Annotated in this window: 13 protein-coding genes and 1 pseudogene; 7 read left to right on the forward strand and 7 right to left on the reverse strand. The window is 53.2% G+C overall.

Annotated elements, in window-relative coordinates; translation table 11 throughout:
• The first annotated feature begins 162 nt into the window (after nt 1-162).
• Both FKCLFG_RS15775 and FKCLFG_RS15780 read left to right on the forward strand, forming a co-directional pair.
• Nucleotides 163-2,178 carry a TonB-dependent receptor gene (locus FKCLFG_RS15775; protein ID WP_472614014.1) on the forward strand — a complete coding sequence of 672 codons (2,016 nt, stop codon included), beginning with the start codon at nt 163-165 and terminating at the stop codon, nt 2,176-2,178.
• A gap of 16 nt (nt 2,179-2,194) precedes the next feature.
• On the forward strand, nt 2,195-3,334 hold the full coding sequence (locus FKCLFG_RS15780; RefSeq protein ID WP_472614015.1) for a PepSY-associated TM helix domain-containing protein: 1,140 nt from the start codon (nt 2,195-2,197) through the stop codon (nt 3,332-3,334).
• 123 nt (nt 3,335-3,457) lie between these two features.
• Here FKCLFG_RS15780 and FKCLFG_RS15785 read toward each other — a convergent pair whose 3' ends face one another.
• The 4 genes and pseudogenes from FKCLFG_RS15785 to FKCLFG_RS15800 form a co-directional block, all read right to left on the reverse strand.
• Nucleotides 3,458-4,123: a LysE family translocator gene (locus tag FKCLFG_RS15785; protein ID WP_472614016.1), complete on the reverse strand. Its 666-nt coding sequence runs from the start codon at nt 4,121-4,123 to the stop codon at nt 3,458-3,460.
• 1 nt (nt 4,124) lies between these two features.
• Nucleotides 4,125-4,676: a hypothetical protein gene (locus tag FKCLFG_RS15790; protein WP_472614017.1), complete on the reverse strand. Its 552-nt coding sequence runs from the start codon at nt 4,674-4,676 to the stop codon at nt 4,125-4,127.
• The gene (locus FKCLFG_RS15795) at nt 4,676-5,638 is read right to left on the reverse strand and encodes a DMT family transporter (protein ID WP_472614018.1); all 963 of its coding nucleotides are present in this window, start codon (nt 5,636-5,638) and stop codon (nt 4,676-4,678) included. The genes FKCLFG_RS15790 and FKCLFG_RS15795 overlap by 1 nt, the downstream gene beginning before the upstream one ends.
• Nucleotides 5,639-5,697: 59 nt before the next feature.
• Nucleotides 5,698-6,354: pseudogene (locus FKCLFG_RS15800) on the reverse strand (ATP-binding protein); the annotation flags it as partial.
• 138 nt (nt 6,355-6,492) lie between these two features.
• On the opposite strand from FKCLFG_RS15800, the gene FKCLFG_RS15805 reads away from it, so the two are divergent.
• Genes FKCLFG_RS15805 through FKCLFG_RS15825 form a run of 5 tightly spaced genes read left to right on the forward strand, consistent with a single transcriptional unit; the run spans nt 6,493 to nt 11,669 of the window.
• Entirely contained in the window at nt 6,493-7,161 is a 669-nt protein-coding gene (locus tag FKCLFG_RS15805) for a TnsA endonuclease N-terminal domain-containing protein (protein WP_472614019.1), read from the forward strand.
• Nucleotides 7,158-9,044 (forward strand): transposase, encoded by a 1,887-nt coding sequence (locus FKCLFG_RS15810; protein ID WP_472614020.1) that lies wholly within the window; start codon nt 7,158-7,160, stop codon nt 9,042-9,044. The genes FKCLFG_RS15805 and FKCLFG_RS15810 overlap by 4 nt, the downstream gene beginning before the upstream one ends.
• Before the next feature lie 3 nt (nt 9,045-9,047).
• Nucleotides 9,048-9,953 (forward strand): TniB family NTP-binding protein, encoded by a 906-nt coding sequence (locus tag FKCLFG_RS15815; RefSeq protein ID WP_472614021.1) that lies wholly within the window; start codon nt 9,048-9,050, stop codon nt 9,951-9,953.
• Nucleotides 9,953-11,128 carry a TniQ family protein gene (locus FKCLFG_RS15820; RefSeq protein ID WP_472614022.1) on the forward strand — a complete coding sequence of 392 codons (1,176 nt, stop codon included), beginning with the start codon at nt 9,953-9,955 and terminating at the stop codon, nt 11,126-11,128. The genes FKCLFG_RS15815 and FKCLFG_RS15820 overlap by 1 nt, the downstream gene beginning before the upstream one ends.
• Nucleotides 11,118-11,669 (forward strand): hypothetical protein, encoded by a 552-nt coding sequence (locus FKCLFG_RS15825; RefSeq protein ID WP_472614023.1) that lies wholly within the window; start codon nt 11,118-11,120, stop codon nt 11,667-11,669. Before FKCLFG_RS15820 ends, FKCLFG_RS15825 begins: the two co-directional genes overlap by 11 nt.
• 10 nt (nt 11,670-11,679) lie before the next feature.
• Here the strand turns inward: FKCLFG_RS15825 and FKCLFG_RS15830 are convergent, their stop codons facing one another.
• The 3 genes from FKCLFG_RS15830 to FKCLFG_RS15840 are packed head-to-tail and all read right to left on the reverse strand — an operon-like array spanning nt 11,680 to nt 14,499.
• A complete protein-coding gene (locus FKCLFG_RS15830) occupies nt 11,680-12,372 on the reverse strand; it encodes a hypothetical protein (RefSeq protein WP_472614024.1) in 693 nt (230 codons plus the stop codon).
• Nucleotides 12,369-13,511, reverse strand: coding sequence for a hypothetical protein (locus FKCLFG_RS15835; RefSeq protein ID WP_472614025.1), 1,143 nt, complete (start codon nt 13,509-13,511; stop codon nt 12,369-12,371). Before FKCLFG_RS15835 ends, FKCLFG_RS15830 begins: the two co-directional genes overlap by 4 nt.
• Nucleotides 13,504-14,499, reverse strand: coding sequence for a PD-(D/E)XK nuclease domain-containing protein (locus FKCLFG_RS15840; protein WP_472614026.1), 996 nt, complete (start codon nt 14,497-14,499; stop codon nt 13,504-13,506). Before FKCLFG_RS15840 ends, FKCLFG_RS15835 begins: the two co-directional genes overlap by 8 nt.
• Nucleotides 14,500-14,568: the final 69 nt, after the last annotated feature.

The following is a 14,568-nucleotide window of genomic DNA, read 5'->3' on the forward strand; positions in this document are numbered from 1 at the left end:
CCTGCCTTTACGGCATGGCGCTGCATGGCCCTGCCCTTAGCAGGCCATGCGCCTTTGCCTGCGCATCTGCGCCGGTCCATCGTGCTTTTGCACGGCAGACCGGTTCGCGACGCGCAACAATCAACGGAAATATTTCCGCTGTACTTGATTCTCGGAGATGGAATGTTTAAACGTAATATCCTGGTTGCGCTCATATCCGCTGCCTTTCCTATTCTTGGCACGGCGCAGTCCGCCTCCAATACCGCCGATTCAGCGCTGGTTCTGGGCGAAGTGCGGGTCCATGCCAATAGCATGGGGCCGCTTCCTACGCGCAGCGTCCTTAGCTCGGTCGATGTGCTGGGTGGCAATATCGCCGCCGAACAAAATGTGCGTTACAGCTGGGAATTACTGGGGCGCGCTCCAGGCGTGCAGCTCACCGATATGGGCCAAGGCGCAGTTTCGGGCGGCTTCTCGTTCCGCGGATTCAACGGCGAACGTGAAATCAATGCGGTGAAGCTGTTGATCGATGGCGTACCGAGTAACAACAATGCCGGCAATATGCCGTATCTGGATATGATTTTCCCGCTCGAGATTGAATCTATCGAAGTGGTGCGGGGCACCAATGACCCGCGTTACGGCATGCACAACATTGCCGGCAACGTGAATTTCACCACCCGCAGCGGCGGCAACTATAACGAGGCGCGCGCTAGTGTTGGCAGCTTTGGAGCGCGGGATATCCAGTTCTCCAAAGGGGTGGAGAAAGACGGTATTTCGCAGAATTATTTTGTCGGCGTGCAGCATGCCGACGGCTATCGCGCGCATTCCGAGTCCGACAAAATAGCGCTCGGCGGCAAATGGTTCTTTGACTCGGCAGACGGGCGTGTGCGCACTGGCGTGATCGCGCGCTATTACGAGAACAAGACAGAAGAGCCCGGTTACATGACGTATGCCGATTCACGCGACAACCCGGATGCCTCTGCCGCGAGGAACGCCAGCGATGGCGGCAAACGCAAGCTGGGCCAGCTCAGCGGCCACCTTGATATGGCGCTCAATGAGCGCCTGTCCTGGTCATCCAAGGTCTATCTGAACCATGCCGACGACCGACGCTGGGTCACTTTTGCGCCAGGCAACGGCCAGCAAGAGCGCTTTGAAGACGAAACCCATGTGGGGGCGCTGACCACTCTGACCTATCGCCCCGACGTCAACTGGGCCCATGACTTCGCGCTGGAAGGCGGTCTAAATACCGAGCATCAGTCGAACCGGAGCCAGCGCTGGAATACCGCAAACCGAGTGCATGCCGCGCAAACCCGCGATCAGGACTTCGATTTCGATACCACGGGCGCTTTTATCCAGGCAGTAATCCGCCCAACCGCCAAGCTGAAAATCATCCCCGCGTACCGCGTAGACGTCATCCGAGGCACGCTGCGCGATAGCAACGGCGCAAGTTATGGCATCAACAACTATGGCAGCATCGGGCAACCGAAATTGAGTGCCGCGTATGCGTTGAACAATGCCTATTCGCTATACGCAAACTGGGGCCGCACCTTCCAGATTGGCGTAGGAGCAGGCTCCTACAACACCGCCAATACCAACGTAGAGCCATCGATCAACGATGGCTGGGAAACCGGCGTCAAGTTTACGCCGGCAGAGTGGCTGGAAGGTCGTATCGCCATCTGGCAACAGGTTGCATCAAATGAAGCGCGCCGCAAGCTGGGCGCGGCCAGCAACGATGTGGAAAACATCGGTAAAACACAACGCCGGGGCGTTGATTTCCAGGCCAAGATCAAACCGGCTGAAAACACCTCGGTCTGGTTTGCTTACTCGCTGCAGAAATCGCGCATTTTGACCTCGGACAATCACACGCCGCTCAGTCAGGACAAGGAAATCGACCATGCGCCACGCTACTTGATTTCCGGCGGGGTGGACTATCAACTGTCGCCACAGTGGAAGCTGTCTTACTGGGCCAACGGCCAAGGCAACTACTATCTGGAGCGCACCAATAGCACCGGCAAGTTCGGCGGCTATTTTCTGTCGAATCTGGGCGCGACTTATCAATGGTCGAAAGATATCAGCATCGAGACCCAGGTCAAGAATGTGACCAATCAATATTGGGAATACGTATGGCACGACGGCACCCAATCTTTGCACGCGCCGGGCAGCCCGCGGGCCTTGTATGTATCGTTGAACACAAAATTCTGATGAGCTCCTTTTTAATATGAAAACGCTGCAACAGCGGCTGCGCCGAATCTGGCTGAAAGTGCATTTCCATCTCGGGCTGTGGCTCGGGATGGTTTTTGTCGTTGCCGGAATCAGCGGCAGCTTGCTGGTGTTTTATGTCGATATCGACCAGTGGCTCAATCCGCACATCGCGGTGCAGGCGCATGGCAAGCCGCAACCATTGGAGGCAGTGTTCGCCGCGCTCAACGCCGAGCATCCGCAACGTCGCGGGCCGTGGCGGCTTGAGTTGCCAATGGACAGCGGCAAGCCGCTGATGGCGCGCTATTACAAGCCGAACGAAACCAGGCAGCGGGGTTTTGCGCCATTGATGGTTTCCGTCGATCCCAGCAACTTGGCCATTACCAGCAACCGTTTCTGGGGCGAAACGCTCATGACCTGGATCTACGATCTGCATTACCTGCTGCTGATCGAAGCTTGGGGCGCAACGATAATGGGGATCGCGGGCTTGCTGCTTACCCTCTCGCTGCTATCGGGTCTGTATCTGTGGTGGCCGGCGAATGCCAATTGGCAGAGTGCGTTGCGCTGGCAACGGCAGGCGGGCCGGATTCGACGCACTTACGACTTGCACAAATTCAGCGGAATTTATGGCATTCAGGTCTTGTTAATTCTGGCGTTGAGCGGCTTCGCGCTCGATTTGCCGGCATGGGCCAACCCGATCATCAACTGGTTTTCACCGTTATCGCAAATGCCTGTTGTGCTGTCGCAAACGCATCGCGCAAAGCAGCGGATCACGGTTGACAGTGCGGTTCGCGTTGCTCAAGCGCGCTTCCCGCAGGCTGAAGTGCGCTGGGTTGAAACGCCTAAGAACGCTGCCGGCGCGTATCTGATCCGCATGTATCAGCAGGGCGAACCCGGACGGCGCTTTCCTAAAACCATGGTCTGGGTCGATCAATACAGCGGCAAGTTGCTGGCGCAGCAAGATGCACGGCAACAGTCGGCGGGCGATGGCTTGCTTGCCTGGCTGCATCCACTGCATAGCGGAGAAGCGTTCGGGCTGGCAGGCCGCATCATCGTGCTGCTTTCCGGTCTGATCCTGCCCTTGATGTTTGTGACGGGCCTGCTGCGCTGGCAACAAAAGAATCGCGCCAAAAGACAGGTCCGGCAGCGGCGTCTCTGAGGCACCGGAATGCTGTGCTCCGGCCCTGCTCTTCACTGGCAATATATGCCGGGTATGCGCGATTATCTGCTTCTTGCGCACTGTTTAAGTGCGCATCTTAAAATACAACAGAGTGTATGTATATCACGCAGTCGGCGCGCGCTTGACGAAAAACAGCGCGGTGCCGACCGCCACCAGCACGCCGCCAAAGAAGCGGTTTTGCCGCCGGACCATGCGCGGATCGCGAAAAAATCGCTGCATCCCGGACGCCGCAAAAGCGTAACTATGCATCACGGTCAAATCAATCGCGCACATGGTGACGCCCAAGATTAGCAATTGCGGCAGCAGCGGCGCTTGCTGCGAGATGAACTGCGGCAATACGGCCACCATGAAAATGATGCCTTTCGGATTGGTCGCATTGGTAAAAAATCCGGTCAGGAAACGGCGGCGCAAGGTCGGCATGGCGCTGCGCTGCGGCTCTGGCGGCGACAGCGCAGTGTCGGCCTCGATCTCGGGACGCGCCCCAACTTTGGCGCGCCATTGGCTCACGCCCAGATACACCAGATACAAGGCGCCGATGGTCTTGACCAGATTGAAGGCGACTTCGGATGCCAGCAAAATCGAGCCGACGCCGGCGCCGGCGATCAGCAGGATCAGCAGCAGGCCGGCTTGCAATCCGAGAATGGTGGCGCTGGTTTTTTTGACGCCGTACGACAAGCCGTGCGACATCGACAGCACCGCGCCGGAGCCGGGCGAAACGGCGATGATGCAGGCGGCAAAAAAGAATGTGATCCAGGTCGCGAAAGTCATATCAGTGCACTTTGAAAGAAGTAAAAAAGGTATCGGCCGCATCCGCGCTCATGGCAAGTACTGCGCTGCTGGGGCCGACGATGATGGCTTGATAAACCCGCTGATCGCGGGCGGCGAAATGCGCCAGCAGTCGGGCCGTTTCCTTGCTGCGGCCGAGGGTGCCGGTGGCGACGATATCGATGCTGCTGCCGCTGGTGTTGTTCACGCGCTCGCTCTCGATGCTGCCGTTGATATTGCGCACCAGCGCCAGCTTCATCGCTTGCAGCGCTTTGGGCGCCAGCGCGGCGTCCGGCAACGCGATTACGCCAACGGCGAAAGTGACGCCATCGACTTCGGTTGCGGTCATTGACATCGTGACCTGCATGCCGTCGAGGTCAATCGGGCGCGACAGCGTGGTCGGCTTGGCCGGCAACAGCACCGCAAACGGCGCATCAACGCCTTCTACCTGACGCCAGTTCAGGCTCGGGCTGCAGCCGGCGAGCAGCAACCAAGCTGCCAGCAACAGCGGCAACGTCAGGCGGAAGTGAAAAGGGGAAAACGGAAACGCAGTCATCAATTATTCAGTGTGGCAACTCTAGCGGGACGGCGGAAAGTCCGGATCGCCAATATTACCCCAACGATCAGCAGCGCGATGCCCGCCAGTACTTGCGCCGACGGCATTGCGCCGCGCCAGAGGAAGGCATACGCCAGCGCCGACAGCGTTTCGAACACGATCAGCTGACCGGCCAGCGAAGTCGGCAAGCGGGCGCTGGCATGGTTCCACAACATGGTGCCCAGCCACGAAGCGCATAAGCCGATCAGCAGCATCATGCCGACGAACAACGCCGGGCGCGGCCCCAGCGGGAACGCATAACTGCCGCCGCTGGCGTGCGCAATCAAGCCATACAGCACAAACCCCGGCAGCACTACCGGCAGCATCGCCAGACCCTGCGCGGTGGCCCAGGTGGACGAGCGAATTTGCGGATGGGACTGCATGAAGCGCGCATTGTTAATCGGATACCAAGTCCAGGCGGCCAGCGCCAGCAGCGCCAGCGCGCAACCCTGCCAATATTGGGTCAGCGTGCGGCTGCCGTCGAGTCGCTCCAGTTCGCTGGCATTCACCAGCAGCAAACCGGTGGCAATCACGGCCAGCGCCGGCAGCAGCCGGTGCCAGGCCACCGCATCCGTCGCCCGGCCCGGCGACCAGTTGGAAACAATCGTAATCACTACCGGCAAGGTGCCGATCAGCAAAGTCGGCAACGGCGCGCCGGACAGCTGGATCGCGCTGGCCAGGGCCGCGTAATACAGCAGATTGCCCACCAGCGAGAGCCGGAACGCCACGCCCCAATCGGCCCGCGACAGCGCCGCGATTTGCCGGCGGCCGAGCCAGGCAGGCACCAGCGCAATCAGACCAAACGCAATATAGCGCCCGAATGACAACACGATGCCCGGATAATCCGGCAGCAATACCGGCGTCACAAAAACCAGGCCCCACATCAGGCCAGCGCCCAGGGCGCACAAAATACCGATCAACATGAATAGTGCCGTAAAGAATTGTAAATCGTGGGGCACGACATGCCGCACCCCAACCGCAATCAATGCTCCCGCAGCGCGCGCCGGTACTGGATTGCCTCGGCTATGTGGGCGCTGCCGATGTTGGTTTGGCCGCCGAGGTCGGCGATGGTGCGCGCCACTTTCAGCACCCGATGATAGGCGCGGGCTGACCAGTTCAGGCGGATCATGGCGGCGCGCAGCAGTTGTTCGGCGGCTGCGTCCGGCTTGCAGTGGGCGTCGATTTCACCGCTGGAGAGCGCATGGTTGCCTTTGCCCTGGCGGCGCAGTTGCAGCGCAAAGGCGCGTTCGACGCGGGCATGCACCGCGCTTGATGGTTCGCCGTCGGCTTGCTTGAGCAAATCCTCGTGCGGCAACGCGCCGACCTGGATTTGCATGTCGATGCGGTCCAGCAACGGACCGGAAATCTTGTCCTGATAGCGCACCACGATATCGGGTGTGCAGCGGCATTTGCCAGAGGCATGGCCGAGGTAGCCGCAGGGACAGGGGTTCATCGCCGCGATCAGCTGGAAGCGGGCCGGGAAATTGGCTTGCCGCGCCGCTCTGGAGATGGTGATGTGGCCGGACTCGAGCGGCTCGCGCAAGACTTCCAGCACGCTGCGGCCGAATTCCGGCAATTCATCCAAAAACAACACGCCGCAATGCGCCAGCGAAATTTCGCCGGGACGCGGCACGCTGCCGCTGACACTTCCTCCGTTAATCTGTACTGTATGCCCATCAGAGTAATAATCTCACAGCGTTAAACTTTACGGGTGAACAAAGATGCTGGCTACCAAATTATATTTTCCATCAATTGTGTGTACTAGTTAAGATTTGCTATGCCAGTACGCAAAATTCCCAAAAATTACCGTAACGTGACAGGTATTGCCACGAGCGCCAAAGCCGATGGTACCGCTGCGTTTGAGTCCACTTTAGAACGCGATTTCTTGATAGTCCTTGAATTTGACTTGAACGTCCAGCAATTCGAGGTACAACCCGTTCAAATTGATTGGCGCGATTCCGAGGGGAAATCAAGGCGCTATACACCCGATGTGCTGGTGGAATATCGTCGTGATATCGCCCCGGCCAAATTTCTTCGCCCAATGCTGTGCGAAGTCAAGTACCGAGAGGATATCCGAGCAGAGTGGATCAAACTGCGGCCAAAGCTGCGGGCTGGATTTAGGTATGCCAAGCAGCATGGTTGGCAATTCAAGATCTTTACTGAGACGGAAATCCGCACGCCATACCTGGATAACGCACGATTCCTTCTAACCTACATGCGCCAGGAGCCAAACCAGGCCCACACAGAGTTGATACTCGGGCGTTTGTCTGAGATGCGTGAAACTGATCCTGATAGTTTGGTCAAGACTATATTTCGCGACCGTTGGGCACGCGCTGAATTGTTACCCGCCCTTTGGCATTTAATCGCTACCCGACGCATCGGCACTGATCTTGGCCTGGCACTGACGATGTTTTCAAGAATATGGAATAAGGATATTGTGCGATGAAAGTACTGCAACCTGCATTGCTTACCTTGCAGCAAGGAAGCTCTGTTTATCATAAAGGGCGTCATTACACGATCACTTACATTATCGATCTTGAATCCATCTTGGGGCGTGAGATAGAAAGTGGTGAAATCACTCGACTACCAATTGCCGAGCTATCCGGCAAGCCTCTGGGAGAAGTGCTGGCCAAGCGTCCAGATCTCAATGCCATCCCGGATGAAGACTGGCAGCTCGCTCAGCAGCGATTCGAAATAATACAGCCACTAGTCAATATGCAGGAAAGAACACGAGCCGATGTCGAAAAGCGTTCTGCCGAATTCGGTCTGCATACAAATACGTTATATGGCTGGATCAGGCTGTATGAGGAGACAGGAACACTAACGTCCCTGATGCCACGTCAGCGGAGTGATTCAGGTTCCACCAAGCTGTCAACTGAGCTTGAAGTGATTATCAAGTCAGTAATCGAGAATGAGTATCTCAGCAAGCAGCAAAAATCCATCCAAAAAGTGTGCGACGAGGTTCGACGTCTCTGCACAAACGCTGGAATTACACCACCTCACTGTAATACTGTCCGCAACCGCATCGGCAGGTTGTCGGAGGAGTTGAAACTATCGCGGCGCCGTGGCAGACGCGCCGCTGAAGAGCGCTTTTCACCAATTGAAGGCAGCTTTCCGAACGCGGACTGGCCGCTAGCATTAGTGCAAATGGACCATACGAAACTTGACATCATCTTGGTTGATGACGTGTATCGACAACCACTCGATCGACCATGGATTACCCTCGCTATTGATGTGTTCAGTCGAATGGTATACGGCTTCTATGTCTCATTTGATCCACCAGGAGCCCTTTCAACAGGTCTATGCCTCGCACAGGTGATTCTGTCCAAAGATAAGTGGCTTGCTAAGCATAGCATCGGTACATCCTGGCCATGTTGGGGACTGCCCAAGACCCTGCATATGGACAATGCGAAAGAGTTCCGAGGCGGTATGTTGCAGCGGGCGTGCAGCGAATATGGCATCAACATTGAATGGCGACCGGTGGCAAGACCACACTTCGGGGGGCACATCGAGCGGTTGTTGGGGACGCTCCTTAGAGAAATGCACACGCTTCCCGGTTCGACGTTCTCGAATCCTGTTGCACGTGGCGAATACGATTCAGAGGGGAATGCTGCGCTGACGTTGTCAGAGCTGGAAAGGTGGTTAGCAACCTATATTACCGAGGTTTACCACCAGCGCATGCATACTGGCATTGGTATGTCTCCAATTAAAAAGTACGAGGAAGGCATTTTCGGTACAAAGAGTCGTCCTGGCACGGGCATGCCAGCAAAGATCCTTGATGAAGAGCGGCTGCGGTTAGATTTCATGCCGTTCGAGGAGAGGACCGTCCAGGATTACGGCGTGGTTATTGATGAAATTCATTACTATCATGACGTGCTACGCCGCTGGATTAGTGCAACTATTCCAGGCAAGCCAAAGTTCAAGCGCAAATTCATTTTCAAGCGAGATCCTCGCGACATCAGCACAATCTGGTTCTTCGACCCTGAACTCAATATCTACTTTCCAATTCCCTACCGGGACACATCGCATCCACCAATTAGCATCTGGGAACTGCGGAAAATCCGCAAGCAGTTGGAAATGGAAGGAAAACAAGATATCAACGAGCGATTGATCTTTGATGCTTACGAGCGGATGCGTGAAATCGAGAGAGGAGCGAAGGCGGCAACCAAGCAGGCTAGAAAAGCAGTACAGCGTCGCCCAAATGGGCAAACTGACGTGAAGCCTCAAGTTAAGCCTGAACCGGCATCCCAGACCCAAGCGATAGCATCTGACTCGGCTCTGGAGCAACTTGAGCCAATTGCCCCATTCGATGAGATGGAGGAATTTTGAGCGATGAATGAAACTATAGGCTCCCCACATCTTAATGATAATGCCGCGAAGCTGCTGGAGTTAAGTGACGCTGAACGGATTAATCGTATTCAGTCATCTCGTTGGATCGGCTATCCAAAAGCCAAGGAAATTCTCGCGAAACTTGAGGATCTGCTTGTTTACCCCAAGACGCATCGCATGCCTAATTTGCTAATTATTGGGGATACGAACAATGGTAAGACGATGCTCGTGCAGCGCTTCAATCAGCTCCACCCATCATACGACGCCCCAGGGGGAGATGCGATCATCGCGCCAGTAATGATTGTGCAAGCGCCTCCTGTACCTGATGAGAGTCGTTTTTACAGTGAGATTCTCGAACAACTTTTTGCGCCATTCCGACATAACGACCGCGCGGAAAAAAAGCAATATCAAGTGATTAAACTGCTGCGCTACATAAATTTAAAGGTTTTGGTAATCGACGAAATTCACTCGATACTCGCAGGCAATCTAAACAAACAACGGACCTTTCTCAACGTAATTAAATACCTTGGTAATGAGTTGCAAATCCCAATTGTGGGTGTAGGTACTAAAGATGCATTTCGTGCAATCCAGACAGATCCACAACTTGCCAACCGCTTCGAGCCGGTTGTACTGCAACGCTGGTCATTCGACACTAACTTCCTGCGGTTACTGGTGAGCTTTGAGCGCATGTTGCCACTACGGCAGGCATCAAACCTGCATGAGAATGCGTTAGCGATAAAGCTCCTCGCCATGACTGATGGATATATAGGCGAACTATCTCGGCTGCTGGTTCAGGCGTCGGCGCATGCTGTGAAAACGGGTAAAGAAAAGATCGATGCAAAGCTACTCGACTCGCTAGGCTGGGTGACTCCATCGGAGCGAAAACGCCAGGCTGACAAGGTGTTGTGATGCTATCAGGAACGTTATTACCTGCCCACCCGCAGCCTCTGGAAGATGAACTCTTTAGCTCGTGGTTAGTAAGAGTCGCAAAAGCGAATGGGCAGAAACTGCATACCTTCTGTCGTATGGTATTAGGCGAAGTGCCGATCTGGAATCGTGATATCGACAAGTCTGTAACAAATGAGAGTTTGGCCGCATTAGCGACAAAAACCGGCACGACAATACAGCGAGCAGAGCAAACATCTCTCGCGGCTTTTGAAGGGCGTCTATACGAGAAGCACAATCCCTATGGAATGACACCGTGGATATTGTCGGCCGGGGTATATCACCGTGTTCGTCGTCGTTACGGGCTTCAATTTTGTCCTCAGTGCTTGACCGAGGACAACGAACCATATTTCCGCAGAACTTGGCGAATTGCGCTATATGTAGCATGCCCGCAGCATGGGTGTCGGCTACTAAACTGCTGTCCTGAGTGCGGTGCGGCCGTGATGTTTCACCGACGCGACTTCTTTGATAAAGAAAATCCTGATCGAGAGCCAATAACGAACTGTTATGCATGCAGGTTCAACTTAGCCTTTGCCCCTCAGGTTCCTTCGGAAGACTCAATTGTCAATTTCCTTCGTTCAGCCACACAAGTTTTATCGCGAGGCTGGATTGAGTTGCCCCAATTTGGGGTTGTGTACTCATTTCTGTACTTCAATGGCATAAAACATCTGATGAAACTAGTGGCAATTGATAAATATTGTTCTCAGCGGTTCAAGAACATTGGGCTCTCCGCCGGTTTCAGCGGGAATAAGGCGGGCCGAAGTATTGAATATTTGGACATAGCTGCTCGCTATGAGGCAATTCGAAATGTGGCTGAATTGATTCGCGACTGGCCAACCATATTTGTTGAAAACTGCAAAAAGGTAAATCTTCACATGGCCTATCTGATGAAAGATTTTGAAAATGCACCATGGTGGTATTCAGCACCTGTTTTCTGGGATCTCAAGCACGCCGGCTATCAACCCAATGGCGATGAAATCACTAGTGTCGTGTCATGGCTGCAGAGTCAGAATATACGAGTCAGCGCACAACGAGTTAACCGAATGCTTGGCGTCGGCGAATCGAAACTTGTTACTAAAGCAGTTGCAATGGAAACCTCGAAAATGAAGCAATATGGGAGAACACGCCGTGGAGCATGACGATAGGCAAGAGGAGGAGAGTGAGACCGAAGTTGCCATACAAATTGCTCAGCAGCGGGATCATTGGCTACTACAAGCAACAAAGAACGAGTTGGTCGCAGAAGTTCGGCGCTTGGATGTTGAAATGGGCCGTCGAGAAGCTGCACTATGGCCACTCCGCCGAGATGCATGGAAATGGTCTCGGCAACATGGGCATCTCTTAGCGATCGTCGGCGTGAGAACTCAGTTGGGAAGTGATCCAGACGCCGCATTGAAGGCTGCCATAGAAGCGGCTGAGTATGCTACAGGGCGATATTGGCTTGACCGATGCGTTGAAATTCATCTTGCAAAGGGCGATCCAGCGATTGCTGTCGCTTTAACTTTGGCCCGGCGGCGCGCTTCAAGAAACCTGGTTGCGCCTTGGTTCTCGTCGCCGGCACGAGAGCACTACGCCAGAAATCTCATAGCCGATACAAAGCACGTTACAGTAGGTGGGCCACCGCATCATGATTCCGATATGTGGTCTTCGGTAATTGAGAATCTTTCAGCAGATGCAGGATAGCTTCGACGACCTAATGTGATTGTCTGTTAGTGATCTGTGCCAAAGACTGGCGAACAGCTGCCAATACTATTTCCGTAGGGTCGTCGGCATCAATTTTCACGGAGCCGGAATGGGTCAGTACGATAGAACCACCGGTAGGCCCGGGTAACCGAAGCTGAATTTTCTCTAACGTGAACTTCCGTTCATGTGTCAAACCGGTGCACGCGGCGCGAACATCTCGGTCCCCTTTGATGACTGCTTTGACTTGGATGCCCCGTTCTAGTTGTAATGCTCCAACCTGAAGGGAGTCAACGATCCCTTCGACGGCAGCGATGCTCTGAAACGCTGTAGCCCATGCGAGTACATCTACCGTTAACGGGCTAACTGCAAGTGAAAAATCCGATGCCTCTGCCAACCTATTTAGCAGATTCTGAGTAGTGCGAGGAGCATCCAATAACTCCAGTCCAGGGGATTCGGATGATGCTCTGAACACACATTGTCTGAATTCCACGCGATCGAACGACAATTCTTTTCCAAAGGGATCAACAACTTTGTCTGTGCACTCCATGCGCTCGATGTATCGCGCTTCCAAGTAGTCATCACGAACTCTGTCTATTACAAAGCCGTGGGGAAAATCTTCGCCAAATGGAATGGCCTTAATCCGTTTTGCTAGAACTCGGATAGAAAATGGCCACTCCGCACGGAACCACCGGTATCGACTCACGGTTTTACCTCCCGCGTTACTGACTCTTCGCTCCGCTCCGCTTCAGTCTTTAGTAACGTTTCCAACACACTTCTAGCAGTGGACTCCATCAGTGCGAACAGTGCAGTACGTTCGACATCCTCCACTGGACGTGCCGACTTCGTGTGATGCCCCTTGTTGAACCGAAATGCACCCTGAACACCATACTTGAAGCCTATGCCACTCTGACGATCCTCAAAACCCGCATCCAACTGAATGATGTCATACGGTATACTCACTTGCTCTGCGCGCCAATTGATAGTCGTAATAAAGAAACCACGCTTCGTGAGTTGTTGGTATTCCTCGGACTGGACCAAATTTTGGCCATTCATCGCCATGCTATGAACTACCGCGTACATTTTTCTGCTTGCCTCGCCATCCTTTTCATCTTCAATATCTAAGCCATCGTCATTGTCAGTTTCATTGCTGCCTTGATTCGACGCAACTTTCAAGTTGGTCACATCTTTGAGACGATAACCGGGCATCTGTGAAATTAGTTTCGTGAAAAATGCTGAGCGGTCTTCGGGAGTCGTTAGGCCAGTAAGTTCAATCGCTTCTTCAACTATCTTTTCCTTACGTTTGCTCTCGATGTTATCCTTAACGATGGCTACGATCCGCTTGGCCTTTTCGGAGGCAGGAAAGCGAACAATCGTTTGTCCGTCTTGCACCAGGAATTCTATTTCTGCATCGTGGCGTTGTCTTTGAAGCAGCCTCGTACGGGAGTGGTTAAATTCGTCGTACTCCACATTCATTGAAAGTCCATTCGTGCCTTTTTGATGGTGGATGACCTTTTCCTTCACACCGACTTCTTTTTCATACGCGACAACAGCCGCACGAATGTCCTCAATGGGAATATCGGCATTTAGCCGTATGGAGGTAGTCTTTTCACCACGGCGTCCATGTTCACGACGTTCAATAATGCCTTTGATGTCGTGGTAATCGTGGGTCAGTAAGGATAGTCGATCAGCCAGATCATCGCGATTTTCTTTGGAGGAATAAAAAATTCCCCGGTCACGGGCAAGCTCATACAGTACGCTTTCGGTTAGGCGCTGTTTGCCAGAAATAAGAAGGTCATATACGTCTTTGTCGTTAGCACTCAGGTGGTCGAGAAAATCATTCATAGTCCATTCCCAAGTCAATTGCAGAGTAGGTTGTTCGAACTTGTGTAATAGGCTCGTATAAAATCGCCTTCACGCAAGCTGCGAGATCTGAGTGACCTCCGCCTTCAGCCAAGCCCTCGATGTACTGCTGTTGCGCCTTCTGGAAAGTTGGCGACGAAATAGGAGAGGCTCCCAATGTCTTGATTGTTACCTTAGTGTCTTCATCAAGTAATTGGTAATTTCGGAGTATGTCGATGAGATATATGAACTCATCTGAAGTGTCTCCATAACGGGCGTAAAAGACAATAATGCCTTTTCGATCGCTGCTCTTTGGTCCTTTATATTCCAAGATAATCCAGGGCGATGTAAGCATTTCTAATGTGGCAGCCTTCGCTTTCTTTATCTGCACATTTGCACGTCGCACGTGCTGAGGATAGTAGTACTTGCAGTACTCCCGGTCGGGTAGCCTGTCGACTCCCGATTTCCCGCGCATTAACTGAATTTCATAGCGGATATTATCTAACCAGAAAATTTCTTTAGGCCCGAGTACAAAGAGTTTGGCTCCCTTGGGCAAGTCGAGATGTTCCGGACTGATACTCAATAGATTGGTTCTGAAATTTTTTTCGTATTCGCCATCGTGATTGTAGACAAATAGAAGACCGCAAATCGATGGAGTTACATGATCATGAATGTGCCTATTTCGCCAAGTGTCACTTTTTTCCGCACATGCAACCTGTTTTGCCAAACTTTCCACCGCAGACCGAACCGTCGTTGCTGTGATAGTGCCCTTCTTGTAACTCTTCAAATCACAATTGACATACGTCCGTACTGTCGAATATGGTTCGTCGTAGCAGTAGACAACGTCGGTCGGATGAGTAGTGGTCACATGACGATCTTGATCCTCACAAGGCCAATCTTGATTGGTCGGTCCTATCTTTTCCCAAAAAAATTCGGCGAACAATTCGCTGGCAAGTTTCTCTGCCATTTCGGCGATATGTGCAGTCTCCATTGATTACTGTGCTTTCTTCATTAAAAGTTGTTCCTTTATCATCTATTTAAACTAATAATATGACATTAA

This window comes from Gelidimonas denitrificans, assembly GCF_055694065.1.

Bases quoted from the DNA above. Each gene is read 5' to 3' on its own strand.
- FKCLFG_RS15775 (WP_472614014.1), top strand. From the start codon at position 163: ATGTTTAAACGTAATATCCTGGTTGCGCTCATATCCGCTGCCTTTCCT.
- FKCLFG_RS15780 (WP_472614015.1), top strand. From the start codon at position 2,195: ATGAAAACGCTGCAACAGCGGCTGCGCCGAATCTGGCTGAAAGTGCAT.
- FKCLFG_RS15785 (WP_472614016.1), bottom strand. From the start codon at position 4,123: ATGACTTTCGCGACCTGGATCACATTCTTTTTTGCCGCCTGCATCATC.
- FKCLFG_RS15790 (WP_472614017.1), bottom strand. From the start codon at position 4,676: ATGACTGCGTTTCCGTTTTCCCCTTTTCACTTCCGCCTGACGTTGCCG.
- FKCLFG_RS15795 (WP_472614018.1), bottom strand. From the start codon at position 5,638: ATGTTGATCGGTATTTTGTGCGCCCTGGGCGCTGGCCTGATGTGGGGC.
- FKCLFG_RS15805 (WP_472614019.1), top strand. From the start codon at position 6,493: ATGCCAGTACGCAAAATTCCCAAAAATTACCGTAACGTGACAGGTATT.
- FKCLFG_RS15810 (WP_472614020.1), top strand. From the start codon at position 7,158: ATGAAAGTACTGCAACCTGCATTGCTTACCTTGCAGCAAGGAAGCTCT.
- FKCLFG_RS15815 (WP_472614021.1), top strand. From the start codon at position 9,048: ATGAATGAAACTATAGGCTCCCCACATCTTAATGATAATGCCGCGAAG.
- FKCLFG_RS15820 (WP_472614022.1), top strand. From the start codon at position 9,953: ATGCTATCAGGAACGTTATTACCTGCCCACCCGCAGCCTCTGGAAGAT.
- FKCLFG_RS15835 (WP_472614025.1), bottom strand. From the start codon at position 13,511: ATGAATGATTTTCTCGACCACCTGAGTGCTAACGACAAAGACGTATAT.
- FKCLFG_RS15840 (WP_472614026.1), bottom strand. From the start codon at position 14,499: ATGGAGACTGCACATATCGCCGAAATGGCAGAGAAACTTGCCAGCGAA.